This is a genomic window from Paracoccus mutanolyticus (genome assembly GCF_003285265.1).
Lineage (GTDB): Bacteria > Pseudomonadota > Alphaproteobacteria > Rhodobacterales > Rhodobacteraceae > Paracoccus > Paracoccus yeei.
Window position 1 is genome coordinate 923,934 of sequence record NZ_CP030239.1, and the last position, 21,220, is coordinate 945,153.

The 21,220-nt window shown below is 66.6% G+C and carries 22 protein-coding genes, 1 tRNA gene and 7 pseudogenes; 13 read left to right on the forward strand and 17 right to left on the reverse strand.

The features are described 5' to 3' along the window. The first annotated feature begins 94 nt into the window (after window positions 1-94). A complete protein-coding gene (locus DPM13_RS05060; RefSeq protein WP_223252358.1) occupies window positions 95-637 on the forward strand; it encodes an AAA family ATPase in 543 nt (180 codons plus the stop codon). On the opposite strand, the gene DPM13_RS05065 is transcribed toward DPM13_RS05060, so the two are convergent. Further along, on the reverse strand, window positions 634-1,500 hold the full coding sequence (locus tag DPM13_RS05065) for an extracellular catalytic domain type 1 short-chain-length polyhydroxyalkanoate depolymerase (protein WP_223252359.1): 867 nt from the start codon (window positions 1,498-1,500) through the stop codon (window positions 634-636). The genes DPM13_RS05060 and DPM13_RS05065 overlap by 4 nt on opposite strands. A 578-nt stretch (window positions 1,501-2,078) precedes the next feature. On the opposite strand from DPM13_RS05065, the gene DPM13_RS05070 reads away from it, so the two are divergent. Beyond that, window positions 2,079-2,258: a DUF1127 domain-containing protein gene (locus DPM13_RS05070; protein WP_397246273.1), complete on the forward strand. Its 180-nt coding sequence runs from the start codon at window positions 2,079-2,081 to the stop codon at window positions 2,256-2,258. A gap of 106 nt (window positions 2,259-2,364) precedes the next feature. Here DPM13_RS05070 and DPM13_RS05075 read toward each other — a convergent pair whose 3' ends face one another. Continuing rightward, window positions 2,365-3,261, reverse strand: a complete 897-nt coding sequence (locus DPM13_RS05075) for a bestrophin family protein (protein WP_112887574.1) — start codon at window positions 3,259-3,261, stop codon at window positions 2,365-2,367. Between the two features lie 386 nt (window positions 3,262-3,647). Here DPM13_RS05075 and DPM13_RS20475 point away from each other — a divergent pair, with 386 nt between their 5' ends. The 10 genes and pseudogenes from DPM13_RS20475 to DPM13_RS27615 form a co-directional block, all read left to right on the forward strand. Next, window positions 3,648-3,785: a hypothetical protein gene (locus DPM13_RS20475; protein WP_155992535.1), complete on the forward strand. Its 138-nt coding sequence runs from the start codon at window positions 3,648-3,650 to the stop codon at window positions 3,783-3,785. Window positions 3,786-3,811: 26 nt separating this feature from the next. After that, window positions 3,812-4,708 (forward strand): PQQ-binding-like beta-propeller repeat protein, encoded by an 897-nt coding sequence (locus tag DPM13_RS22260; protein ID WP_223252360.1) that lies wholly within the window; start codon window positions 3,812-3,814, stop codon window positions 4,706-4,708. Next, a complete protein-coding gene (locus DPM13_RS22265; protein ID WP_223252361.1) occupies window positions 4,684-6,171 on the forward strand; it encodes a PQQ-binding-like beta-propeller repeat protein in 1,488 nt (495 codons plus the stop codon). The genes DPM13_RS22260 and DPM13_RS22265 overlap by 25 nt, the downstream gene beginning before the upstream one ends. A gap of 169 nt (window positions 6,172-6,340) precedes the next feature. Then, on the forward strand, window positions 6,341-6,775 hold the full coding sequence (locus tag DPM13_RS05085; RefSeq protein WP_145963311.1) for a hypothetical protein: 435 nt from the start codon (window positions 6,341-6,343) through the stop codon (window positions 6,773-6,775). Window positions 6,776-6,817: 42 nt separating this feature from the next. Further along, window positions 6,818-7,324: a copper chaperone PCu(A)C gene (locus DPM13_RS05090; RefSeq protein ID WP_112887576.1), complete on the forward strand. Its 507-nt coding sequence runs from the start codon at window positions 6,818-6,820 to the stop codon at window positions 7,322-7,324. A gap of 58 nt (window positions 7,325-7,382) precedes the next feature. Continuing rightward, window positions 7,383-8,888, forward strand: a complete 1,506-nt coding sequence (locus tag DPM13_RS05095; RefSeq protein ID WP_112887577.1) for a PepSY-associated TM helix domain-containing protein — start codon at window positions 7,383-7,385, stop codon at window positions 8,886-8,888. A 180-nt stretch (window positions 8,889-9,068) separates the two neighbouring features. Beyond that, window positions 9,069-9,281, forward strand: a complete 213-nt coding sequence (locus DPM13_RS19625) for a PHP domain-containing protein (protein WP_145963312.1) — start codon at window positions 9,069-9,071, stop codon at window positions 9,279-9,281. A 93-nt stretch (window positions 9,282-9,374) separates the two neighbouring features. Then, on the forward strand, window positions 9,375-9,548 hold the full coding sequence (locus tag DPM13_RS26625) for a hypothetical protein (RefSeq protein ID WP_397246276.1): 174 nt from the start codon (window positions 9,375-9,377) through the stop codon (window positions 9,546-9,548). 904 nt (window positions 9,549-10,452) lie between these two features. After that, window positions 10,453-10,563: pseudogene (locus tag DPM13_RS26630) on the forward strand (DDE-type integrase/transposase/recombinase); the annotation flags it as partial. Between the two features lie 170 nt (window positions 10,564-10,733). Beyond that, window positions 10,734-10,793: pseudogene (locus tag DPM13_RS27615) on the forward strand (hypothetical protein); the annotation flags it as partial. A gap of 105 nt (window positions 10,794-10,898) precedes the next feature. On the opposite strand, the pseudogene DPM13_RS05115 reads toward DPM13_RS27615, so the two are convergent. The 5 genes and pseudogenes from DPM13_RS05115 to DPM13_RS05135 form a co-directional block, all read right to left on the reverse strand. Continuing rightward, window positions 10,899-11,090: pseudogene (locus DPM13_RS05115) on the reverse strand (transposase); the annotation flags it as partial. A gap of 183 nt (window positions 11,091-11,273) precedes the next feature. Further along, entirely contained in the window at window positions 11,274-11,513 is a 240-nt protein-coding gene (locus tag DPM13_RS27620) for a DUF7146 domain-containing protein (RefSeq protein WP_112887578.1), read from the reverse strand. Then, entirely contained in the window at window positions 11,510-11,773 is a 264-nt protein-coding gene (locus DPM13_RS25770) for a P-loop NTPase family protein (protein WP_189654842.1), read from the reverse strand. The genes DPM13_RS27620 and DPM13_RS25770 overlap by 4 nt, the downstream gene beginning before the upstream one ends. A 158-nt stretch (window positions 11,774-11,931) precedes the next feature. Beyond that, a complete protein-coding gene (locus tag DPM13_RS26635; protein WP_189654843.1) occupies window positions 11,932-12,327 on the reverse strand; it encodes a hypothetical protein in 396 nt (131 codons plus the stop codon). A gap of 606 nt (window positions 12,328-12,933) precedes the next feature. After that, window positions 12,934-13,159: pseudogene (locus DPM13_RS05135) on the reverse strand (IS110 family transposase); the annotation flags it as partial. On the opposite strand from DPM13_RS05135, the gene DPM13_RS05140 reads away from it, so the two are divergent. Beyond that, window positions 13,112-13,312 carry a TetR/AcrR family transcriptional regulator gene (locus tag DPM13_RS05140; protein ID WP_223252362.1) on the forward strand — a complete coding sequence of 67 codons (201 nt, stop codon included), beginning with the start codon at window positions 13,112-13,114 and terminating at the stop codon, window positions 13,310-13,312. The pseudogene DPM13_RS05135 and the gene DPM13_RS05140 sit on opposite strands and share 48 nt — an antisense overlap. On the opposite strand, the gene DPM13_RS26640 is transcribed toward DPM13_RS05140, so the two are convergent. The 10 genes and pseudogenes from DPM13_RS26640 to DPM13_RS22285 all read right to left on the reverse strand — a co-directional run bounded on the left by DPM13_RS26640 (window position 13,230) and on the right by DPM13_RS22285 (window position 21,174). Then, window positions 13,230-13,529 carry a transporter substrate-binding domain-containing protein gene (locus DPM13_RS26640; RefSeq protein WP_112887581.1) on the reverse strand — a complete coding sequence of 100 codons (300 nt, stop codon included), beginning with the start codon at window positions 13,527-13,529 and terminating at the stop codon, window positions 13,230-13,232. The two genes, DPM13_RS05140 and DPM13_RS26640, sit on opposite strands and share 83 nt — an antisense overlap. 186 nt (window positions 13,530-13,715) lie before the next feature. Then, window positions 13,716-14,369: pseudogene (locus tag DPM13_RS22275) on the reverse strand (IS66 family transposase); the annotation flags it as partial. After that, window positions 14,361-15,443 (reverse strand): annotated as a pseudogene (locus DPM13_RS24815) (IS481 family transposase); the annotation flags it as partial. The pseudogenes DPM13_RS22275 and DPM13_RS24815, both read right to left, overlap by 9 nt. Continuing rightward, window positions 15,332-15,937, reverse strand: coding sequence for a hypothetical protein (locus DPM13_RS05155; RefSeq protein ID WP_112887582.1), 606 nt, complete (start codon window positions 15,935-15,937; stop codon window positions 15,332-15,334). The pseudogene DPM13_RS24815 and the gene DPM13_RS05155, both read right to left, overlap by 112 nt. Before the next feature lie 1,084 nt (window positions 15,938-17,021). After that, window positions 17,022-17,097, reverse strand: a tRNA-Thr gene (locus tag DPM13_RS05160). Window positions 17,098-17,151: 54 nt separating this feature from the next. Further along, window positions 17,152-18,973 (reverse strand): annotated as a pseudogene (locus DPM13_RS05165) (heme biosynthesis HemY N-terminal domain-containing protein). A 10-nt stretch (window positions 18,974-18,983) separates the two neighbouring features. Beyond that, complete coding sequence (locus DPM13_RS19630) at window positions 18,984-19,607, reverse strand: COG4223 family protein (protein ID WP_145963313.1); 624 nt, start codon at window positions 19,605-19,607, stop codon at window positions 18,984-18,986. Then, window positions 19,604-20,272: a hypothetical protein gene (locus DPM13_RS19635; RefSeq protein ID WP_145963314.1), complete on the reverse strand. Its 669-nt coding sequence runs from the start codon at window positions 20,270-20,272 to the stop codon at window positions 19,604-19,606. The genes DPM13_RS19630 and DPM13_RS19635 overlap by 4 nt, the downstream gene beginning before the upstream one ends. A 240-nt stretch (window positions 20,273-20,512) precedes the next feature. Then, on the reverse strand, window positions 20,513-20,956 hold the full coding sequence (locus DPM13_RS05180; protein WP_223252363.1) for a hypothetical protein: 444 nt from the start codon (window positions 20,954-20,956) through the stop codon (window positions 20,513-20,515). 56 nt (window positions 20,957-21,012) lie between these two features. Beyond that, the gene (locus DPM13_RS22285) at window positions 21,013-21,174 is read right to left on the reverse strand and encodes a hypothetical protein (protein WP_223252364.1); all 162 of its coding nucleotides are present in this window, start codon (window positions 21,172-21,174) and stop codon (window positions 21,013-21,015) included. Window positions 21,175-21,220: the final 46 nt, after the last annotated feature.

The window sequence follows — 21,220 nt, forward strand, 5'->3', positions numbered from 1 at the left end:
TGAGCAGCTAACCTCACGCCAGCGCATCGACAGGGCCCGGCCGACGCTCGGGCCATCGGCGCATCTCTCCAACAAAAGAACGCGAGGGTGGCACATGGGCGACCACATGTTCATCGTGACCGGGGGCCCCGGTTCCGGCAAGACCAGCCTGATCGGTGCCCTGGCCCGCCAGGGCTTCCGCAGCATGCCCGAGGCCGGCCGGGCCATCATCCGGGATCAGGTGCGGATCGGCGGGCCATCCCTGCCCTGGGCGGACAGGTCGATGTTTGCCGAACTCATGCTGGGATGGGAACTCCGGTCCTGGCACGAGGCGAGGGCGCTGGACGGCCCGGTTCTGATGGATCGGGGCATACCGGATGTCATTGGCTATCTTACGCTCTGCGGTCTGCCTGTCCCGGCCCATGTCGAGGCGGCGGCCAGCCTTTATCCTTACAACAAAAGGGTTTTCATCGCTCCGTTCTGGGACGCGATCTTCACGCAGGACATCGAGCGAAGGCAGGACCGGCAGGAGGCCGCGGCGACCGGCAGGATCATGGCGCAAACCTATGCGCGGCTCGGCTATCAGACGATCGAACTGCCCAGGACGAGCCTGGAGGATCGCGCCGATTTCGTGAAGGGCTGGTTGTCCGTGCCCTAGCCGGACCGCAAGGACGACAAGGCAGCCTGGCGCGCAAGAGCCGAGGCCAGCGCCTTGCGGGTGCGCGCGGCAAGGCTGTGGCGCAGGAGAAAGCGCAGCATCTCGCGCGACGCATCGGGGCCCTTCGGGTCGGTGAAGCGGCCACGTGGCGAACCGCCCGACCAGGCATGGCCCGCGCCCCGGATGGTCCAATGCTCGACCAGGGGGCGGCCCGCGTTGATCCGGTCGACGCTTTTGGCATAGGCATGCCCGCCTGCAGCGCGGCCGGCCGATTGCGCGTGGCGCAGCGCAATGTAGGGCTCGCGCGCGCGGATCGCGACAAGGCGGCCGTTGCGCGGGTGAACAACCCTGTCATGGCTGCCGTGAAAGACGATCGTGGGAACGGCTCGGTCCAGTCGAACGCCCGGATTGCCGCGCTGCATCGCCATGATCGCGGACACCTGATCCCGCGCCGCGCCCAGGGGCAGGCCGGAGTGGACCCCGGCAGCGGCAAAAAGGTCGGGATAGGCATGGGCCAGTACCAGCGCCATGGAGGCACCCGCCGAAAGCCCTGCCACATAGACTCGCGCGGGATCCGCGCCATGCGTGTCCAGAACGCGCCGCGTGAGGCTGGCGATGGCCGCGGCCTCGCCCAGGCCCCGGGCGGTATGGGCGGGGTCGAACCAGTTCCAGCATCGGTTCGAGTGCGCCTTGCTTGACTGTCCGGGATAGACCACGATGACGCCGCGTTCCTTGGCCAGCGCGTTCATTCCGGTTCCGGTCGCGAAATCCTCGGGCGTCTGGGCGCATCCGTGCAGCATGATCAGAAGCGGCATCGGCTTGCTGCCGGCCGCCGCCCCGGGCTTGAAGATGCGATAGCGCAAGCTGCCTTGCGGACAGCTGTGCGTCCCGGCGCTGAAGCTGGACCTCGGACGGCCGACGACGCCCGGCACCCGAGTTTTGGAGTTCGCCCTTTTCTCCGCGGGCTTGGCGCTACGCGGCGGCTTCGCCGTGGCCACCAGTGCCGTCATACCTTGTGCCGCGAGTTGCGCCAGCCCCAGCGCCAGCCGAATGCCTGTTGCGCCCGGAACACCCGGCTTGGCCGCCTTGCGACGCCTGACACGACGCTTCCCGCGAATGGTCATGAGTGCCTCAGCGATAACCCGCCCCGTCAGCCTGGGCGCAGGGCCAATCTGGGGAAGGATGGCCTTGAGCGCCATAGGCACTTTGCGGGGTCGAGCGCGTGTCAGGCGCACTTCCGAGACATCGCCAACCGTTTATGACAAGACCCCCGCAAATTCCCTCGCCGCCCCGCACAAGCCACCTTGCATGTCACGCATGGCGGCCTTGCCGATCTCGCGGCTACATTTCTGCAGGTGCACAATCCATATCCCTGTTCATGGAGAGACTGCCCGACGGTCGGGCAATTCTGAAACGGGTGATGAACATGTCGACGATGGAAATGAACCGCGGTGCCGCTGTTGGTGGTGTTGGCAATATCGTCGCGAACCTCTTCTCGATGCTGGCCGCGTGGAACGAAGCCCGCGCGACCCGCCACGAACTGAACAGCCTGTCGGATCGCGAACTGAACGACATCGGCCTGACTCGTGGCGACATCGAGCGGGTCGCGCGCGGCCTTTGAGCCAAGGCTGCCCCAGCCAGGACGAACGAACCCCCATGCGATAGCAGAGGGGGTTTTTTCTTGCGCCGATCTCTTTGGGATCGGCCGAGCGCCTTCCCCTTTCGCGTCACGTCATGACATAGTCGACAGGGACCGGCATGGCAGGAAGCTCCGTCTCGCCCAGGGCCGAGCGCAGATGGATCTCGATCATGGTCGCATAGGCCGAGATCGGCAGGTTGTTGGGCAGCAAGCCGAAGGGCTCCTCCAGCTCCTCGCCCAGGGCGTCAAGTCCGAAGAACGTATAGGCCACGAGCATGGCGGCCAGCGGGGTGGACCAGCCCAGCGTGTCGGCAAGGCCGAACGGCAGAAGAAAGCAGAACAGATACGCCGTCCGGTGCAGGAGCAGCGTATAGGCGAAGGGCAAGGGCGTGTTGGACAGGCGTTCGCAACCGACCAAGGCCTGTGTCAGCCGGCCAAGGCTGTCGTTCAGGCCCAGAGCCTCGACGGCAGCAAGGCGGCCCTGGCGCAGCAGCCCTCCGACCTGTGCGGCCACGGTGTGCAGGATCGCGTCCGCAGGCTCGGCGAAAAGCGCCGGCTCGCCGGCCTGGCGTGCGCTGGTCTTTTGCCGCAACTGCCCGACGGCGGCATGTCCAAAGGCGATGATCGCCGTCAGGATCTCGCGCCGCTCGGGCGAAGGCCCGCCCTGCCCCTGATCCAGGACAACCGTCTGCCGGGCGATGTCCCGGGCCGACTGGATGATCTGGCCCCAGAGCTTGCGCCCCTCCCACCAGCGATCATAGCAGGCATTGTTGCGGAAGCTGAGGAACACCGACAGCGCGATGCCGATCAGCGTCATCGGCGCGGGATTGATCCCGGGAACGGTGTCCGGTGCGTGGCGATGCGCGGCCACGACGATCACGGACAGCAGGCCCACGGCGAAAAGCTGCGGCCAGGTGCGCAGGATGATCGATCCCTTCAGAACGAAGAACAGCGTCAGCAGACCGGGGCGGGAACGGACGATCATCGCACGAGACCTTGCATCATGAGAAAGCCCGCATCCTTCCTTCTCGCGGGGCCACGATCAAGAGCAGGCAGCAGCAAAGGCGGGCGGGGCCATCTTGCCGGCGGGCGTTCGGGCAGGCGTCTAACCGAGGCTAGCTGAGGACCTTTCCCGGCCACCGCCCAAGGCATGCTGGCCCGGCCTTTCAACGCAGACGCGAAACTGGCCTTGCAGATCGGAAAGTCATGGCTACCATGGAAACGACTCAGCCGGGGCAACCCTTGCCCCGCCCGGCATATCCTGAGCGCCGCCCGATGCGGCCAGTTTATCGGTTTCCCGGTTAATCCTTCACGACAAAACTGCCCTTGCCGTTCCGAATTCATCCGAACCCAGCACATCAGGAAGCATCCATGTCCAATCGTATCTTTATTGCCCTGGCCGTGATCGTGCTGGCCATTGTGGTGCTTTATGCGGTCATGCCCTCGGGCGGGGACGGGACCGCCCCGGCTCAGGACAGCGGCAATCCTCATGCCATCGACCAGGATTGATCGAAGATCGCCAAGGGGAAAAAATCATGCTTTCAGTCACCGCAGCACTCTTTGCTCTGATCGGGATCGCTTTGGCCGCGCTTGGCGGCTGGCTGGCCGTGCTGGGCGGAAGTCCCGCCTATCTGGTGCTGGCCATCGCGATCCTGATCGTGGCCGTCCTGCTGTTTCGCCGCAACGGCGCCGCCATCGGGTTGTTCGCGCTCACCGTCATCCTGTGGCTCGTCTGGGCGGTGTGGGAGGTCGGCTTCGACTGGTGGCAACTGGCGCCACGCGGCGGGCTGGTCGTGCTGATGGCCCTTTGGCTTTGTCTGCCGGCGGTTCGGGCCGGGCTTTCCGCGCCCTCGCTCCGGGGCGGGCGGGTCTCGGGATGGCCCGTCGGCATCGCTGCGCTGGTTTCGGTCGCGGTGGCAGGCTATGCCATGGTCCAGGACCCGCACGGCATGGACGGCACGCTGAATGCCGAGCCGCGGACCGAGGCGCCGGCCCTGGGCAATGACGTCCCGCCCGAGGAATGGCACCAGTACGGCCGCACGAATTTCGGCCAGCGCTATTCGCCCCTCGACCAGATCACGACTGCGAATGTCGCAAACCTGCGCGAGGTCTGGCGCTATCAGACGGGCGACGTGAAGCGCCCCGACGACGTGAACGAGACGACCTATCAGGTGACGCCGCTGAAGGTCGGCGACAAGCTTTACCTCTGCACGCCCCATAACATCGCGATCGCGCTGGAGGCGAAGACGGGCAAGGAAATCTGGCGCTATGACGCGAATTCGGGAATGAACCCGGACCGCCAGCACCAGACCTGCCGCGGCGTGACCTATTGGAACATGGCGGACATGCCGGCAACGACCGCCCCGGCAACGCCCGCCGCGCCCGAGGATTGCCCGCCCGCGTCTAGATGCCCACCGCCGACGCGCGGCTGATCGCGCTGAACGCCGAGACGGGCGAGGTCTGCACCAGCTTCGCCAACCAGGGCGTGCTGCGGCTTGAAGCCGGGATGCCCTTCAACCCTGCGGGCTATTACTACTCGACCTCGCCGCCGGTCGCGGTGGCGGGCAAGATCATCATCGGCGGCGCGGTGAACGACAACTTCTCGATCCAGTCGCCATCGGGCGTGATCCGCGCCTTCGATATCCGCACGGGGGAACTGCTATGGAACTGGGACAGCGGCAATCCCGACGACACCACCCCGATCGACATCGCGGCGGGCGAGACCTATACCGCCAACAGCCCCAACAGCTGGTCGGTGTTTTCCGTCGATGAACAGCGCGGGCTGGTTTACATCCCCCTTGGCAACCAGGTGCCGGACCAGCTGGGCATGGGCCGTTCCCCCGCGGTCGAGGCGCATTCTTCCTCGGTCGTGGCGCTTCGGGTCGACAGTGGGCAGCAGGCCTGGGTGTTCCAGACGGTGCATCACGACCTTTGGGACATGGACGTTCCGGCGCAGCCGGTCCTGGTCGACCTGACCGTGAACGGCGCGGTGGTGCCCGCGCTGGTCGCCCCGACGAAACAGGGCGACATCTATGTCCTGAACCGCGAGACCGGCGAACCGATCCTGCCCGTCACCGAAGAGCCGGCCCCCAAGGGCGCGATCCCCGAGGATTTCACCGCCCCGACGCAGCCGACATCGGCGCTGAGCTTCTCGCCTCCGCCCCTGCGCGAACGCGACATGTGGGGGATCACGATCTTTGACCAGCTGATGTGCCGGATCGACTTCAACCGCCTGAACTACGAGGGGCGCTATACGCCGCCCTCGCTCAAGGGGACCATCGTCTATCCGGGGAACTTCGGCACGTTCAACTGGGGCAGCATCGCCGTCGACCCGCAGCGGCAGGTGATGTTCGGGATGCCGACCTATCTGGCCTTCACCTCGCGCCTGGTGCCGCGCGCCGACATCCCGCCCAAGGGCGAGGGCGAGAAAGCCAGCGAACAGGGCCTGAACCGGAACGAAGGCGCGCCCTATGGCGTGGTCATGGGGCCGTTCCTGGGCAAGCTGAAGGTCCCCTGCCAGGCGCCGCCCTGGGGCTATGTCGCGGGCGCCGACCTGACGACGGGCCAGATCGCCTGGAAGCACCGGAACGGCACCGTCCGCGACATGACGATGCTGCCCCTGCCCTTCAAGCTGGGCGTGCCGGGTATTGGCGGGCCGATCATCACCGCGGGCGGCGTGGCCTTCCTGGCGGCCGCGGTCGACGATTTCATCCGGGGTTACGACCTGACCACCGGCGCGCAACTGTGGCAGGCGCGGCTGCCCGCGGGTGGCCAGGCGACGCCGATGACCTATGAACAGGACGGGCGCCAGTTCGTGGTGATCGTGGCGGGCGGGCATGGCTCGGTCGGAACGAAACCCGGCGATTACGTCATCGCCTATGCGCTGGAGCAATGACCTTGCGGCATGAGCGCGCCCCGGCAGCTAGCTGGCGCGGGACCTTGACATCGGTCCTTCCTGCAGCGGCATCGAACGCGTTCCGCGCGGCAATATGCCGCGCGGATCTCAAATCCCTGGCGCGGTCAGGGCCGTGCGCCTATAGATCCGACATGCAATCGGGTTCCTGATGCGACAGCTTGGCAGATCCTTTCCTTGCACCAGCCCGGCCCCTGGCCGGATGCTGGCGCTGGTCTTGGTCCTGCCCTTCGTGCTGCTCTCGCTGATGGCGCAGGGCACGATGGTGGCGCAAGGCACGACGCCCGACAGCTTCATGGTCGTGCTGTGCGCCGATCACATGCCGGTCGAGATGGTGCTGGACGAGGACGGCGATGTCGTTCCGGCCGATGAGTACCGCGTCCGGCAAGGCGAACCTGTCCCCAAGACGCCGAAACCGCCCTGCGATTGGTCGGTGCATGCCCAGCCCCTGCTGGACGCGGCCCCGGTCCCTGCTGTCGCCAGCGTGACCCTGGGCCGCCCCGCCGATCTGGTTTCGGCGCATGCGCTGGCCGTGCTGCGCGCCGAGGTGCTGACCCCTTCGGCACGGAGGCCTCCTGCCCCGTGAACTGATGCCTCAAGCGGCAAATCCTTCCCGAGAGGAAACCCCATGAAATCCGATATTCTGGCCGCCCCGCTTCTGGGCGCGCTTTTCCTTGGCATCCTTGGCACGGGCGCCGTGGCGGACCCCGTCACGCATCAGGGCATGACGCTTTCGGACGCCTATATCCGGGCCATGCTGCCCAAGGCCCCCGTTGCAGGCGGCTATGTGACCATCCGCAATGACGGCCCGAACGCCGATCGTCTGATCTCGGCCCGCTCGCCGCAGGCTGGTGCGGTGCAGATTCACGAAATGGCCATGAATGGCAGCGTGATGAAAATGCGCGAGCTGCCCGACGGACTGGCCATCCCCGCCGGGGAGACGGTCGCGCTGAGGCCGGGCGGCTATCACTTGATGTTCTTGCAGGTGCCCGAGCCCTTCGCCGAGGGGCAGACGGTCGAGGCGACCCTGGTCTTCGAGAAGGCGGGCACGGTCGCCCTGACCTTCGATGTTCGCGCCATGCGTCCCGCCCCCGCCGCCCACCAGGGTCACGATGCGGGGCATTCGGGCCACTGATGGTCCGTCCCAGCCGTTACCGGCCTGCCCCGGGCAGGCCTTGCAGATGCGAGGACAGATGTCTCACTCCAGCATTTCCGCTCGCCCGGCCATGGGCCTGAGCGATCTTTACCGGGCTGTCTGGCGCTGGCATTTTTATGCCGGGCTGCTGGTCCTGCCCTTCATGATCACCCTTTCGATCACCGGCGCGCTGTATGTCTATCACGACGAGATCGACAACTGGTTCCATGCCGACCTCAAGCGCGTGCAGGTGCAGGACAGCCAGCGGCTGGCGCCTTCGGCCCTGGTCGCCTCGGCTCTGGACGCGGTGCCGGGCAAGGCGGTGAAATATACCGACCCCGCCGATGCGGGGGCTTCGACCGAGATCACGGTTGCCACGGAGGCGGGCAAGATGGCGGTCTATGTGAACCCCTATGACGGGCTTGTCCTGGGCGCGATGCCGGACAGATCGACCCTGATGTGGACGGTGCGCACCCTGCACAGCTTCAAGTATTTCGGAACCTATGCGCGCTATATCATCGAAATCGCGGCGGGCTGGTCGATCCTGCTGGTCGGCACCGGCATCTATCTGTGGTGGCCGCGCGGGCAGAGGGGCGGCGTGGTCTCGGTCCGGGGCAACCCGCATCGGCGGGTGTTCTGGCGCGACCTGCATGCGGTGACGGGGCTCTTTGTCGGCGTCTTCATCGTCTTTCTTGCAATCACGGGAATGCCCTGGTCGGGGGTCTGGGGCGGCAAGGTCAATGAATGGGCGAATGGCAGCAATTTCGGCTATCCGGATGGGGTGCGGGTGAATGTCCCGATGTCCGGCGAGACGCTCGACCAGATCGCCAAGACCTCATGGTCGCTCGAGCAGGCGCAGATTCCCGAAAGCACGGGCCACGGGGTGCCGATCACGCTGGATGATGCCATCGCCCGGTTCGATGCCCTGGGACTGCATCGCGGCTATGCCGTCAGCCTGCCGCAAAAGCCCGAGGGCGTGTTCAGCGGCTCGGTCTATCCCGACGACCTGAGCCAGCAACGCGTCGTGCATCTGGACCAGTATTCGGGCGAGGCGTTGCTGGACATGAGCTATGCCGATTACGGCCCTTTGGGCAAATGGCTGGAATGGGGCATCAACACGCACATGGGCCAGACCTTCGGCTGGCTGAACCGGGCCATCCTTCTTGCGGCCTGCGCGGCCATCGTCCTGCTGGCGGTTTCGGCGGCGGTGATGTGGTGGAAGCGCCGGCCCGCGGGTTCGCTGGGCGTGCCGCCCTTGCCCAAGGACCGAAGGGTGTTTCGCGGGCTCCTGGTCATTCTGGCAATCGGCGGCGCGATCTTCCCGCTGGTCGGCGTCTCGCTTTTGGCGATGCTGGCGCTGGACATGATCCATGTCCGGCTGCGATCGGGCCGCCGCGGCCCGGCGGGCGGCGCAAAAGGCGCCGCTGATCCGCTCGCAGCAGGTGATGGACCATTCCAGTCCGCAGGTGCTGCCGCAGGCGGTCACCGCCAACCCGAGGGCTGCCCTGCCGGACAAGGCACTGCCACGGCTGATCGCCAGCACCCGGCTATGCCTGACCAATAGCCCGATCGAATGGCTGGCGCTGCCTGGCGATGTGGCCGCCTGGTCGCGCCTGGCCTGGCTTTTGTCGCTGGGCAAGCGCCGCGCCCGGGAGGGCAGCTGCCACATCGATCGCGCCGACCTCGAGGCCGTCGGCCCAGATGTCAATCGGCGCCCAATCTGCCGGACCAGATGGAGACGTTGGTGCAGTTGGCTTCAGACCGCGCTACATTGGCCTTCTTTCAGGGAGCTTTCCCGGACGCTGCTTTCTGGGCGCCGCACCGGGCTATGGCGGGCGCGATCCACCGCCAGATCGACCAGCTGGCCGATCTGGCGCAAGGCGCCGGCATCGCCATGGTCGCGATCGGCGACGTGCTGGTGCATCGGGCGACCGGCGGCCCGTGGCCGATGTGCTGACCTGCCTGCGCGAGGGCTGCACCATCGACGCCATCGACGAACGGCCGCCTGACCAGCACGGCGGCACTGGCACGGCGGCTGGCGGGACGGGGCATCGCCGCCGTCTACACAAGCCCCCGCCGCCGCACGGTCGAGACTGCCGAACAATGCGCCTTCCAGCTGCCGAGTTGCGCTATCACTATCCCGACGAAGCCGCTGACAGAAGCCGTTGCGCTGGTGGACCGCCCGGCCCGGCCGGCGCGCATCAAGGACGGGAACAGGCCATGAAAGATCTCGAAACGCCGCTCCAGCGCGTACAATCCGCAAATCCGCGAATTCCCCCCGCTGTGGGGGGCGCGCTGATCGGGCGGGCAAGCACAGCCTGGACAAGGCGATGCCTGTTGGCTGGGGGTCGGAACCGTGCCGGGCCAGCCGCGGGCCGTCGCGCTGGTCATCGCCGCGCCGGAAAGGCCGATCTCGCTGACCGCGGGCCGGCGGCTTCAGCTTGCGGCCTAGGCGGGGCAAACCACCCGCCCGACACTGATCCAGGAGGGCAGGGGGAGTCATGCCGCCGAGACCCGCTGGAGCTGCAGGCTGCTATACGCGATCGATGCCATCCTGGTTCCGACCATGGCGGATGAGATCGGCGGCCATGCCGACGATACATGCGGGGCTTCCTCGATCCGTTCGGCACCGATACAGGTCGTCGCGATTCCTGGTTTCGCATGATTGCCGAAAAGCGGGGCCGACTGCCGATCTCGGGCGGGCCTACCGGGGTGAGGCCGCCATGTGGAGGGTCGGAATCGACGTCGGCGGAACGTTTACGGACCTGTTTGCCGTGGCGAGTATCCGACGAGATCCGGCGGAGGTCGCGGCAAAGTCAGACCCATGCGCATGACGTCGAGGCGCCGATCCTGGATCGGCGTCGTCGGGCCTGTCGCTTTCGTTGGGCACGATAGGGCCATGGGCCTCACACCCAGCAAGCTGGTAGGGGTCAGATCTGATAGGCGGCAACCGTACTCGTGGAAAAATGCCGTTCGCATCATCAACGTCAAGAAAGTGTATCGCATCCATCAAGCCGGCTGATGAAGCCATGCGTCTGGTGCCGATCTATCAGGAGCCAAAGACCAGCAAGAAGCATCCAGAGCACAAGATTTACCCTTACCTTCTCAGGGGCCTCGCCATCACCCGCCCCAATCAGGTCTGGTGCATGGATATTCGTGCATGACCGATGGCGACGGGCAAGAAGTTGCGGGTTCTAACCGTGGTCGACACGTTCTCGCGGTATGTGCCCGTGCTCGACGTGGCGGGGCTTCGACCCGCTGGCCACGCTGGAAACCGTCCAGGCCGAACGCTGCACCGCGCTTTACGGCGTGCCGACGATGTTCATTGCCGAGCTCGAACATCGGTTCACCAGCCAGGCCACACCTGAGTTCCTATGGCGTCGGCATCACCATCAGCCGCCAGGCGCTGGTGAACGACGACCTTGGCGCTATCGACGAGGTCCTTTCGAACTACGGCCAGACCATCGCCGTGTTCGAGGAGCAGACCTTCTATGCATTTGCGCTAACTGCAGTTCTATCATCGGCGCTAACTGCAGTGATGAGCGACGAACACCGATCGGTCTTTAAAAGCTGCAATCTCGGCCAGATCGGCCCGCATCTGCCCGTTCCCGGGAACCGGTGTTGCAGTCAATTCCCGCATCCAGCGGCGCAGCACGCTCTCCGCAACGTCGAGGTCTCGGGCCGCCTGCGCTACTGCAACGCCCCGGTCCGTCACCAGCCTCACGGCCTCGACTGTGAACTCGCGGCTGAACTTCCGTCTCGTCATATCTGCACTCCAGTTCCTTGGTCACGATCTTATCTTCGTGTCCATCAAACCGGCAGCAGCTCACTATGCGTCATGGCGAGAAGGTCACTCCGGGGCATCCAGCCTGGAGTGGTCAGGGACAGTCGACATGCAGCACCACGAGAGTAGAAGTCGATGTCTGACGCTGCCATCATCGGCCTTGATCTAGGTCCGATGCACCGCCAGCCGGGGAAGTCCATCGATCCGGGCCACCATGGCAGGCGCACGCTGAGCGCTGGGATGCCAGCAATCGGGATGAAAGCGCAGACTCTTCGGCAGGTCGGAGGTGCTGGCGGCAAGCTCCTGCCGCGGCCTTCCTCGACGATCTCGCCGCCATCGATCATCCGCACCCGGTCGGCCACGTCGCGGGCAAAGGCGTCTCATGCGTGACGCGACCATGGTCATGCCTCATTCGCCAGGTCGCGCATGATCGTGAGCACATCGCACACCAGTTCAGGATTCAGCGCCGAGGTCGGTTCGTCGAACAGGATGGCGCGTGGACAGCATGGAGCCACGCAGGACGCGACTGAGGCGCTGTTGCTGACCCAGATGGCGGCGATTGCGGACCAGGCCACGCCTTGTTCGCCAGCCCAACCCGTCCAGCAGGGCAAGGCCGCGTTCCTCGCGCACCGGCGCAGGCGCACGCCCATGAAGCTTTTCGACATCTTCGCAACCTTCGCAATTTACCGGCGCGGCCTTCGCAAATCCACGCCTTTTCAGCAGTTTAACGCAGGCCTCAGCCCGTGTCGCGCACACGGCTTGAGATCGATCGGGCTGCTTGTGATGCCGGATTTCGCGACGGTGCGTTGCTTGCCAATCCATTTTACCGGCCGAAGACCACCGCAGCATGGTCGTTTTCCCCGATCCGCTGGAGCCGAGGATGGCGATGCAGTTCGCCCTTTCCGACGGTCAGATCAAGCCCCTTCAGCACCTCGGTCGGGCCGAAGCTCTTGTGCAGGTTCTCGAACTCAATCAGCGGCCAGCCCTCCTCAATGACGCCCGGGCCAGCGTCGTTCCATCCAGCGGCAGCAGCCAGCTGGCCGCTCTCACCAGTAGGCCGCCAGCGTGTAGCCCTGGCAAGCTCTGCTGCCAGCATCTTGGCCTGATACATCAGTTCGGGCACGGTAATGACCGAGGCGATCGAGGTCATCTTGGCCAGTTCGACCGCGCGGTTGGTGAAGGCCGGGATCATCCGCCGCCCCGCCTGCGGCAGGATCACCCGCCACAGCGTCCGCCCATGTCATGCCAAGCGCCTGCGCCGCCTCCATCTGGCCGCGGCCGACCGCCTGAAACCCGGCGCGCAGATCTCGGCCTGATAGGCGGCAAAGCGATGCCAGGCCCAAGATCGCCGCTAGATACCGCTTCTGGCCGATGCCGACCTCGGGCAAGGCGAAGGGCAGGACCACGGCAGCGGTGAACAGGATCGGCAGCAGCGATGGACGATGGTCGCGCCCAGCTGGGCCTTGATGTCGTCGCCGATGATCGGCCGCAGGATCGCCCAGAACAGACCAAGCGCGGTGGCAACAGCAGCGAACCTGCGGTACGATCGGGCCTGTCTGAGATACCCATAAAAAACGACGAGGTAAGAGCTCGCTTCACCGGCTGAAAAAGTTCTGAGCTGCTTGACCTCATGGGACCGCTTTCGGCCACCATGATAAACGTGCGAAGTTGCTTGAGATCCATGCCTGCAAACGGTCTGGTCGATCGGAGCACAACCTTAGGACCAAGGGCCTTCGTTTGCCAAGCCGCGATATCCCTTGGACATTCCTGCCCTGGGGCACGGGTCGGCGGTCCTCCCGTGCCGATCCTGTTGATCGCTCGGCACGAACTTGTCGCGGAAGCTGTTGGCGGGCTTCAGCACGGCGGCCTGACTTGCCAGCCAGAGTGTGCGACGCAGGCGAGCATTTCCATACTTCGAGATCTTGCTTCGTCCGCGGAACACGCCGGATTGCATAGTCGCCAGGTCCATGGTCCATGCCGCAGAACTTCAGAAACTGGCGGTGATGGCGAAAGCGGCGCAGATCACCGGCTTCGGCCAGATCCTGGATAGCGCAGAGCTGCATTTCGCCGAACACGGGTTCTCGGGCGCGTCGTTGCGCGACATGGCCGCCGATGCAGGGGTCAACCAGGCCCTGATCCGCTATTACTTCGGCAGCAAGAGGCCCTGTTCCAGGAGGTGGCCAAGCCTTCGTGCCGGGCAATAGCCTTGATCACATCCACCATGAACCCGTCTGGCTGACCGGCCGCTGGATCGACGAAGGAAAACGGCAGGCCGTTGGCCTCGGTCCCGACCTTCAGCCTGTCCTCGGCCTGCACGGCGACTGTACACCGAGCGGCAGCCAAGGCCGCGGCCATCATAAAGGCCCTGCGAAACATGATATCCCGTTGAATTGGGCGACAAATTTTGCACCGCCTCGGCATTCACCGCGGCGGTTGTTGGAGCCGCCCTGCCTGACAAAAAATCGAAAAGGGCGTCCAACCGCTTTCACCGCGTGGCTGATGGTAAAAACCGGAGCGCGCCAGCGACAGCAGGCTGCATTGCCGCCGGACGCTGAGATCAGGATGATCCTGCGTCACCGCTTTTTGTAAGCGGGAAGCTGATGCCGTTCAGGGCGTGTAGTTCCAAGGCATGAGGACGTCGATTTTGGCGCTCGGCCATTGGTTGGCGATGCGTTCGAGGGTCTGCGTCAGCCAGGCCGTAGGATCGACGTTGTTCATCTTGCAGGTCTGCAGGAGGGTGGCGATGGTGGCCCATGTGCGGCCACCGCCGTCCGAGCCAGCGAAGAGGCTGTTCTTGCGGGTGATGGTCTGGGGCCTGATAGCCCGCTCGACGATGTTGGAGTCGAGTTCAATCAGGCCGTCGGTCAGGAAGCGCTCGAAGATGTCGCGCCGGGCGATGGCATGGCGGATGGCCTCGGCCAGCTTCGATTTGCCCGAGATGCGGGGCAGTGTCTGCTGCCAGAGGGCGAACAACTCGGCGACGATGGGCGCGGAGATGGCCTGCCGCGCGGCGGCGCGGGCCTCGGGGCTCTGGCCGCGCACCTCGGCCTCGAGCTTCCACAGATCGGCCATGCGCTCGACCGTGGTGGTGGCGACCTGGCTGTCCCCCGCGGTGTGGAGCTCAAAGACCGCCCGCCGGTAGCGAGGCGCGGGCCATTCATTGCCCCCATCCTTGCGGACAAGCATGGCCCCCAGGAAGTCGGCGAGATGGCGGCGCAACAGGTCGTGGCTGTCGGAATGGAAGCGTTTGACGTTCAGCGGGAAAACGATCCTCCGGATCGTTTTCTGATCCGCTTCACCCTCCTTGATTGTCCGGTTCATCCGTTCGACCTGTCCATTAGTCCAGGGATGGTTGATCCTGGTGAGCCTGTGCTCGATGCCGTTCTCGTCGCAGACGCGATTAAAGACGTATGTGTGGTGAGCGTGATTGGTGAACTGGACGCCGTTGTCGGTCAGCACAGTATGCAGCCGGTAGGGAACAGCGGCGACCAGATCGCGCAGAAACTGGGCGGCAGCCATCTTGCCGGCCTTTTCGACCAGCCGGGTGAAGGCGAACTTGCTGGTGCGGTCGATGGCCACGAAGAGATAGAGCCTGCCCTCAGCGGTTTGGACCTCGGCGATGTCGATGTGGAAGAACCCGATGGGATAGCGTTTGAAGCGCTGCCGCTTCGGCTTGTCGCCCTCGACATCGGGCAGGCGGGAAATACCATGTCGCTGAAGGCAGCGGTGCAGCGCCGAGCGGGTCAGGTGCGGGATCGTCGGCTGCAGGGCGTAGAGGCAATCGTCCAGAGGCAACAGGGTGTGCCGCCGAAACGCGACCACCATCGCCTCCTCCGCCTGGCTCAGAACGGTCGAGCGGGGCTCCTTCGGTCCGGTCTTCAGATCCTCGATCTGTCGCCCGCTTGCGCCACTTGGCCACTGTCTTCGGTTGTACGATAGTAGAGTGTCACCGGAAACCTTATCGGGCTCGATAAGGCTCGAAACGCCGTTCAATACCAAACATAAAACTAAACGTGAAAACCACACCTGTCCATACGTGCGCGCTCCAGACAGGATAGACAGAAAAGATCTGCACCAGGCAAAGGCCCGGATCGTAGTGATCTGATCCCCGGAAACTGGACCGTTTGAAGCTGGAGTTTTGAACCGCCCCGGGACGGCTGGCGGTGGGGGGATTATTCCGCACCCGCGACAAATATCTGGTCCTCGGCGGAACCTTGCCGGCCTCAGGCCCCGGCGGCGCTGTCGCGGTAACGGGCCGGGGTCGTGCCCTCGAGCTTGAGAAAGGCGCGGTGGAAGGCCCCCGGCTCGGCATAGCCCAGCGCCTCCGGCCCGCATCCGCCGCGCATCGGGCAGCATACGGTAACATTAGGGAAAAGAGCCGCGATGCAGTGCAAAGAGTGGAGAAAACGTGGCGTTGCGCATTTCATGACGGCACCTTTCCGAAATAGGCTTCCCCCAGACCCGCGCCTGACCCATGATTGCCCGACAGATAGGCTCATGTATCGGCGCGCAACGTGACTTGTATACGCAGTATCCAATATCATGTCAAACCGTGAACGGGGAGGTTTCCGAACTGGCAGACTGTCGGAATCAGCGACCGAGACGCTGTCGACGCCCCAGGCAAGCTCCAGTTCGCGATCGCAGTCGGCGCGCCCGCCGGCGGGATCGTTGCGCGTGCCGCTAATGGTGTAGGTCGTGCGGACCTCGGTCAGTTCGAAGCCGGCGAAGATCGCGCGAACCTCGGGCACGTCGTTCAGCGACAGCAGGAACCGGCCCTTGATGCCCGCCATCACCTGGGCCAGGCGCTGGAAGTCGGCGCGCTCGGACATCGCCTTGCCGTAGTCGTCCTCGCAGCCCCAGTAGGGCGGATCGGGATCGACAACCGAGCCAGGGCTTGCTTCGGATGCGAGGGCTTAGGGGACCAGTCCAGGCATTCGATCGTCACGCCAGCAAGGCGGCTGTGCAGATCCTCGAGCATGAGTTCCGCCTGACATCGGCGTTTAACCGAATCTATGCCTGGACCAACAATGGCGGGACATCTGCCGGTCAGAACATTCATTCATCGAACTATACCTTCCCAACCAATGGGCTGCACTTGTTTGAACCACCCTAATGGTCGACGGATGGACCGCCCATGCTGAACGCGAGTGAAAGCCCAGAGATGGCACTCGATGGCCTAAGGGCTGACTTCATGCTCGACCGATCGGTCAGGGTTCGACACGGCGGGCCGGTCCTGGCCGATATGGGCGACAGCGGGGCGCCAGCTCGGCGCCGGGGCCGCGGACACGGCTCCGGCGGCCTCGCACCTTCCTGGCCGCCGCTTCTCCGGGCTGCCGCAATAATCCGAGGCCTGATCACGGCCGAGGCGCGGCGCGACCCTTGACTGGGCGGCCATCCTGACCGCTCATGCCGGATCGGCGTGGCCACTGGCTGCTGACCGGCAGCCAGGTCGCCGTCGGCAGCACTATGCGGATCGAGCTGGTCCAGGCCCTGAGCACCGCCGGGCCATGGTCATCGGCCTCTCGAGGCGGCCGTGAGCCCGGGGCGGTGCTGTGATGGGCGATCGAGGCCGGGCGCGGCCGATCCAGAGGGCGCGATCGCCTCGGTCGCGGTCGTCGCTGTCGTGGGGTGCCGGTCAACAGAACAAAGCCATGGCCAGTTGGAAGGTCGCGACCATCTCCAACATTCGTTTCGGGTGTCAGGATGAGAGGCGAAGAGAGCCCAGCCGCGAGGATCCTGGCAGGGCGAGCGAAAAATTTTCGTGCCAAACCTAGTTCGCCGTTCTGCCAAAGCTGGATCGCGCTAACACTGTCGCGTTACAGCTTCAAGTTGGCTCCACAGCGGTTCCACGACACGCGCAAGGAAAAGGCCGCCTGAACGGACGGCCTTTTTCCAGCGATTTCACCACCTTAGTGGTGCCGGTGAAGGGACTCGAACCCCCGACCCCATCATTACGAATGACGTGCTCTACCAGCTGAGCTACACCGGCGTTCCGCTATGTGCCGCGCCGGATAGCAGGTTCCGGCGCGGGCGAAAAGGGGGGTCAGCGACTTTTCCCCGACAAGTTTGCACTCTCCTCGGGCGGCTCGACGTCGGGGCGGACGGGCAGGACGTCGGCATCGGCGGCGATCCTGGCCGGGGCCGCCTCGGGCGGGGGCGGCACGGCCGAGGGCGGCACGGCCGAGGGCTGGGCCGGGGGTGTGGGCAGGGGTTCGGGGTCGGTCACCGTCATCGCGGGCTCGGCCTCGGCCAAGGGGCGGCGATAGTCGGATTCGCGCGGGACCATGCCGGGGGCCACGTCGGGCACCTCGACCACGACGGGCCGGGCGTGCCTTGGCGGAGGCGCATGCGGCTCGTCCCGCTCGACCATGCCGGGGCGACTGGCCGGGGCGGGCCGCGACGCGGCAGAGGCCTCCGCGGCCTCCGGTATCTTGCCACCGGCTGGCGCCTCGTGGGGCGCCGTGTCTCCATTCGCCTTGTCCTGGGGCGCACCGACCAGCAGGGGCAGCAGCTCGACCCCGTTCGGAGCGATCCCGGCCGAGGCGGTGGCGCTGTCCGGCTCGCGCCAGGTCAGGGTATCGAAACCGCCGCAGCTGTCGCACACCGGGGCCCAGTCCGCCATGACGTTGTGGCACTTGTCGCAGACCCATTGCGGGCCGCGGCTGGCGGTCATGGCGCGGGCCAAAGTCGCGCGCACCAGGGCGTCGTCCGCGCCCTCGCCCCGCTCGACCGCCGCCAGGATCGACAGCGACCGCACGGTCGGGTGCTTGGCCGGGATGTCCCCCAGCGCGCGGCGGGCGCCCGGGAAATCCTCGGCCGCCAGCAGCAGTTCGGCGCGCAGAAGCTTGGATTCCTCGTGTTCGGGGTTCTGGCGGATCAGGTCCTCGAACCGGCGCAGGCGGGCGGCCGGGGTCTCGTCCGGAACGATCTCGGCATAGGTGGCGGCGACCGAGGGGTGCGGCCGCACCGACCAGGTCTTTTGCAGGACGCGGCTGGCATTGCGGAAATCGTTCTGCGCGATGTAGCTGCGCGCCGCCAGCACGGCCGCCGGAATCAGGTCGGGGCTGGCGCGGTTCGCGGAAATCGCCGCCTCGCGCGCGCTGATCGAATTGCCCTCGGCCAGCACTTCCGAGGCCTCCTTCAGCGCCAGCACGGCATCGCGGCGGATATGCACGTCCTGCGGCAACAGCCCCTGCTTGCGCTTGTCCTTGAGCACGGCGCGCGCGCCCTTCCAGTCGCCCTGCCGGGTCTGCAACTCCAGCAGCATGTCCTGGACCTCGGTGTGGCGCGGCTTCAGCGCATAGGCCTTTTGCGCCAGCTTCAGGGCGGTGGCGGTGTCGCCCTCGTCCAGCTTCTGGCGCATCAGGCCGCGGATGCCCACGAACCGGGTGCGGTCGTCCGACAGCAGGTGCGATAGACCTCGAAGCTCTGCGGTTGTCGCCCGCGGTCTCGGCGGCCTGGGCGGCCACAGGTTCGTCACATGCGGCTTGTCCAGGAACTTGGCGGCGCGCGCCGCCTTGTCCTGCGCCAGCCGCCCCTCGCCCGAGGCGACGGCCAGCATCCCCTCGGACAGCGCCTCGTAGCCCTTGCGCTCGCGCGAGCGGGCGAAATAGCGGTCGATGGCGGTTTCGTCGCCCATCAGGAAGCGGATGAAGGCCAGAGCCAGGCCCAGCACCTTGAAGGCGATCCAGCCTGCGGCCAGCAGCAGGACCAGCGCTCAGCGCCTGCACCGGGCCCAGCGTGTATTCGGTGCCGGCATAGACCAGCCGCAGCGCGTGGCCGGTTTCCGACAGTTGCACCGCGCCCAGCGCAAGGCACAGGACGACGGCAAAGAAGATCAGGATTTTCAGCGCGGAAAGCAGCATGACGGGCCCCTTACCTGCCGCCCGCGGCCAGCTCGGCCAGCGCGGTATTGGCATCGACCCAGATGCGGGCGCGGTCCGTCCAGGACTTCATCGCGTTCTGCCCGGACTGCGGCAGGGTCGCGATCTCGTCCAGGGCGGTGGCGATGGCGCCGGCCTCGACCGCCGCATTGGCGCGCGACAGGATGGCGTCGGGATCGCTGCCCTCGCGCGGCTCGACCGAGCGCGCGCCGGTCTGGACCCGCAGGAAGTTGCCGATCAGCCCCATCGTGCCCTCGCTTTCGGCAACCGCGTCCAGCGAGGCGCGCAGCCCCGCCCGCGCCGCCGCCGGAAACTCGGCGCGCAGCTGGACCAGGCGCGGGATCTCGCCCTTCAGGACCTCGGGAACCTCGTGCCGGCGGCGGCCAGATCGGCCAGCGCCTGATCGCGCGGCGCGCCGGCCTCGAAGGCGGTGGCAAGCGCCGCCGCGGCGGTCGCGGCCTGGGCCTGGCGGTTCGCAGCCTCGGTGCTTTGCTGCAGTTCGCGCGCCTGCGAGGCAAGCGTCTGGACCTGCTCGGCGGTGGCGGGATCGACCGTCGGGCGCGCGGCCAGTTCCTCGATCCGGGCGGCCGCTGGTCCAGCCGGCCGCGCAATTCATCCAGCGCCGCCGGGTCGACGGTCGGGGCGGGCGCGGGCGCGGGCTGCTGTTGCAGGCGGTTCGTCACGTCGGTCAGGCCGCGTTCCAGCCCGGCGATGCGATCCTCGAGCGCGGGCGGGATCGAGCCCGGGGGCGCGGCGGGCAGGTCGGCCAGCGCCTGGCGGGCGGCGTCGGCACCGGCCTGAGCCGCGCTGTTGCGCAAGGCCTCGATCTCGGCCTGCGCCTCGCTGCGGGCGGCGGCGACGGCGCGTCGCGGGCGGCGGCAAGGCCCGCCTCATCGGGCGGCCGTTGGCCGCGACCGGGCGCCATTCGGGCGGCAGATGCGGGATCACCCAGAAGGTCGCACCGGCGCCAAGCCCCGCGGCGACGACACCGCCCAGGACCAGCGGAAGAAAGCCGCCGCGCCGCACCTCGACCACCTTTTCAGGGGCGGAGGTCGCGGCCGTGGTCGTCGCGGAAACGGGGGGCGCGCCCGATGGCGAGGATGAGGACGACTTCGGATCGGGGCGGCCCGAGGCAGGGACTGTGCTGGAGGCCGCGGCCTTGGCCTCGGCGGCGGTGTCGGCCTTGGGCTTGGATTTTTCCTCGGCAGCCTTGCGCGCGGCGGCGGGCTTGCCCTTGGCCGCGTCGCCCACCAGCGTCGATTCGATGGCGGGCTTGGGCACGGCTGCTGCCGTCTCGGGCGCCTTGGACTCGCCCCGGGCCGGAGAGTTTGTGGTTCACTGATTAGGCTGCTTTTTCGGCAGCATTCAAGGTTTCGTGGAAAGCCTCCTCAGCTTCGTTCGGCGTATGTAACCGATGGCGCTGTGCAGGCGGGTGTTGTTACCCGGCGGCCTGCGGATCGCCTGCCGGATCGTTCGTTCCGACGCAGTCTAGTCCCCGCCTTGGTGCGCCTCAACCCACCGTCAGCACGATTGTTCCGGCGCCAGCAGGCGGGCAAGGGCGGCGCGGATTCCGGCACCGTCGGGCGTGGGCGCCAGCGCCTGGCGCGCAGAGGGCGCATCGAATGCCGCCGCGGCCGCCGCGCTGATCGGCGCGACCCACAAGGGCGCGCGGGCATCCCGCGCCATCGCCGCCGCCAGCCGGGCCGTCCGGGGCGAGAACAGCGGCAGGATCACCGGCCCCGCGCCGGCCAGCAGCTTCAGCGCCTGCGGGGTTGGGGCCTGCGCCCGCTGGTCGTAGACGACCATGCCGGGCACCGGCAGTTCGCGGGCGACATGGGCGCCGTGCGGGTGCAGCCAGCCCGGGCCGAGGCCCTCCAGCATGGGCATCATGCCCGCCGCGTCCCCCGGCCCCTCGGTCACGTCGAACCCCGCCGCGCGCGCCGCGCAGGCCGTCGCAGGGCCCACCGGATCGCGGGCCGGCCGCGTCCCGGCCCCGGCCAGCGCACCGCATGCGGCCGTGGTCAGCGCCAGCCCGCGCGCCGGGCCAGCCGTGCCGCGTCATGCGCCACCCCCACGATGCGCAGCAGCGGCGCGATCACGACCGGCGGCCCGCCGGGCCCCAGCCCTGCGGCAAAGCGTCGCGCCGCGGCCTCGGGTCGCGTCATCAGGATGGTCGGCGGCATGGCATTCGGCCCGCTTGGGTGCTAGTGGGACATGCCTAGGCCACCG

What these genes read in the sequence shown, in the direction of transcription:
- DPM13_RS05075 (WP_112887574.1), bottom strand. Translation starts at nt 3,261, where the DNA reads ATGATCGTCCGTTCCCGCCCCGGTCTGCTGACGCTGTTCTTCGTTCTG.
- DPM13_RS05090 (WP_112887576.1), top strand. Translation starts at nt 6,818, where the DNA reads ATGAAATCCGATATTCTGGCCGCCCCGCTTCTGGGCGCGCTTTTCCTT.
- DPM13_RS22265 (WP_223252361.1), top strand. Translation starts at nt 4,684, where the DNA reads ATGCCCACCGCCGACGCGCGGCTGATCGCGCTGAACGCCGAGACGGGC.
- DPM13_RS05060 (WP_223252358.1), top strand. Translation starts at nt 95, where the DNA reads ATGGGCGACCACATGTTCATCGTGACCGGGGGCCCCGGTTCCGGCAAG.
- DPM13_RS05085 (WP_145963311.1), top strand. Translation starts at nt 6,341, where the DNA reads ATGCGACAGCTTGGCAGATCCTTTCCTTGCACCAGCCCGGCCCCTGGC.
- DPM13_RS05070 (WP_397246273.1), top strand. Translation starts at nt 2,079, where the DNA reads ATGAACCGCGGTGCCGCTGTTGGTGGTGTTGGCAATATCGTCGCGAAC.
- DPM13_RS19630 (WP_145963313.1), bottom strand. Translation starts at nt 19,607, where the DNA reads ATGAATTGCGCGGCCGGCTGGACCAGCGGCCGCCCGGATCGAGGAACT.
- DPM13_RS26640 (WP_112887581.1), bottom strand. Translation starts at nt 13,529, where the DNA reads ATGCCGAGGCGGTGCAAAATTTGTCGCCCAATTCAACGGGATATCATG.
- DPM13_RS20475 (WP_155992535.1), top strand. Translation starts at nt 3,648, where the DNA reads ATGTCCAATCGTATCTTTATTGCCCTGGCCGTGATCGTGCTGGCCATT.
- DPM13_RS05095 (WP_112887577.1), top strand. Translation starts at nt 7,383, where the DNA reads ATGTCTCACTCCAGCATTTCCGCTCGCCCGGCCATGGGCCTGAGCGAT.
- DPM13_RS22260 (WP_223252360.1), top strand. Translation starts at nt 3,812, where the DNA reads ATGCTTTCAGTCACCGCAGCACTCTTTGCTCTGATCGGGATCGCTTTG.
- DPM13_RS27620 (WP_112887578.1), bottom strand. Translation starts at nt 11,513, where the DNA reads ATGACCATGGTCGCGTCACGCATGAGACGCCTTTGCCCGCGACGTGGC.
- DPM13_RS25770 (WP_189654842.1), bottom strand. Translation starts at nt 11,773, where the DNA reads ATGTCGAAAAGCTTCATGGGCGTGCGCCTGCGCCGGTGCGCGAGGAAC.
- DPM13_RS05140 (WP_223252362.1), top strand. Translation starts at nt 13,112, where the DNA reads ATGGCGAAAGCGGCGCAGATCACCGGCTTCGGCCAGATCCTGGATAGC.
- DPM13_RS22285 (WP_223252364.1), bottom strand. Translation starts at nt 21,174, where the DNA reads ATGCCGCCGACCATCCTGATGACGCGACCCGAGGCCGCGGCGCGACGC.
- DPM13_RS05155 (WP_112887582.1), bottom strand. Translation starts at nt 15,937, where the DNA reads ATGTCCGAGCGCGCCGACTTCCAGCGCCTGGCCCAGGTGATGGCGGGC.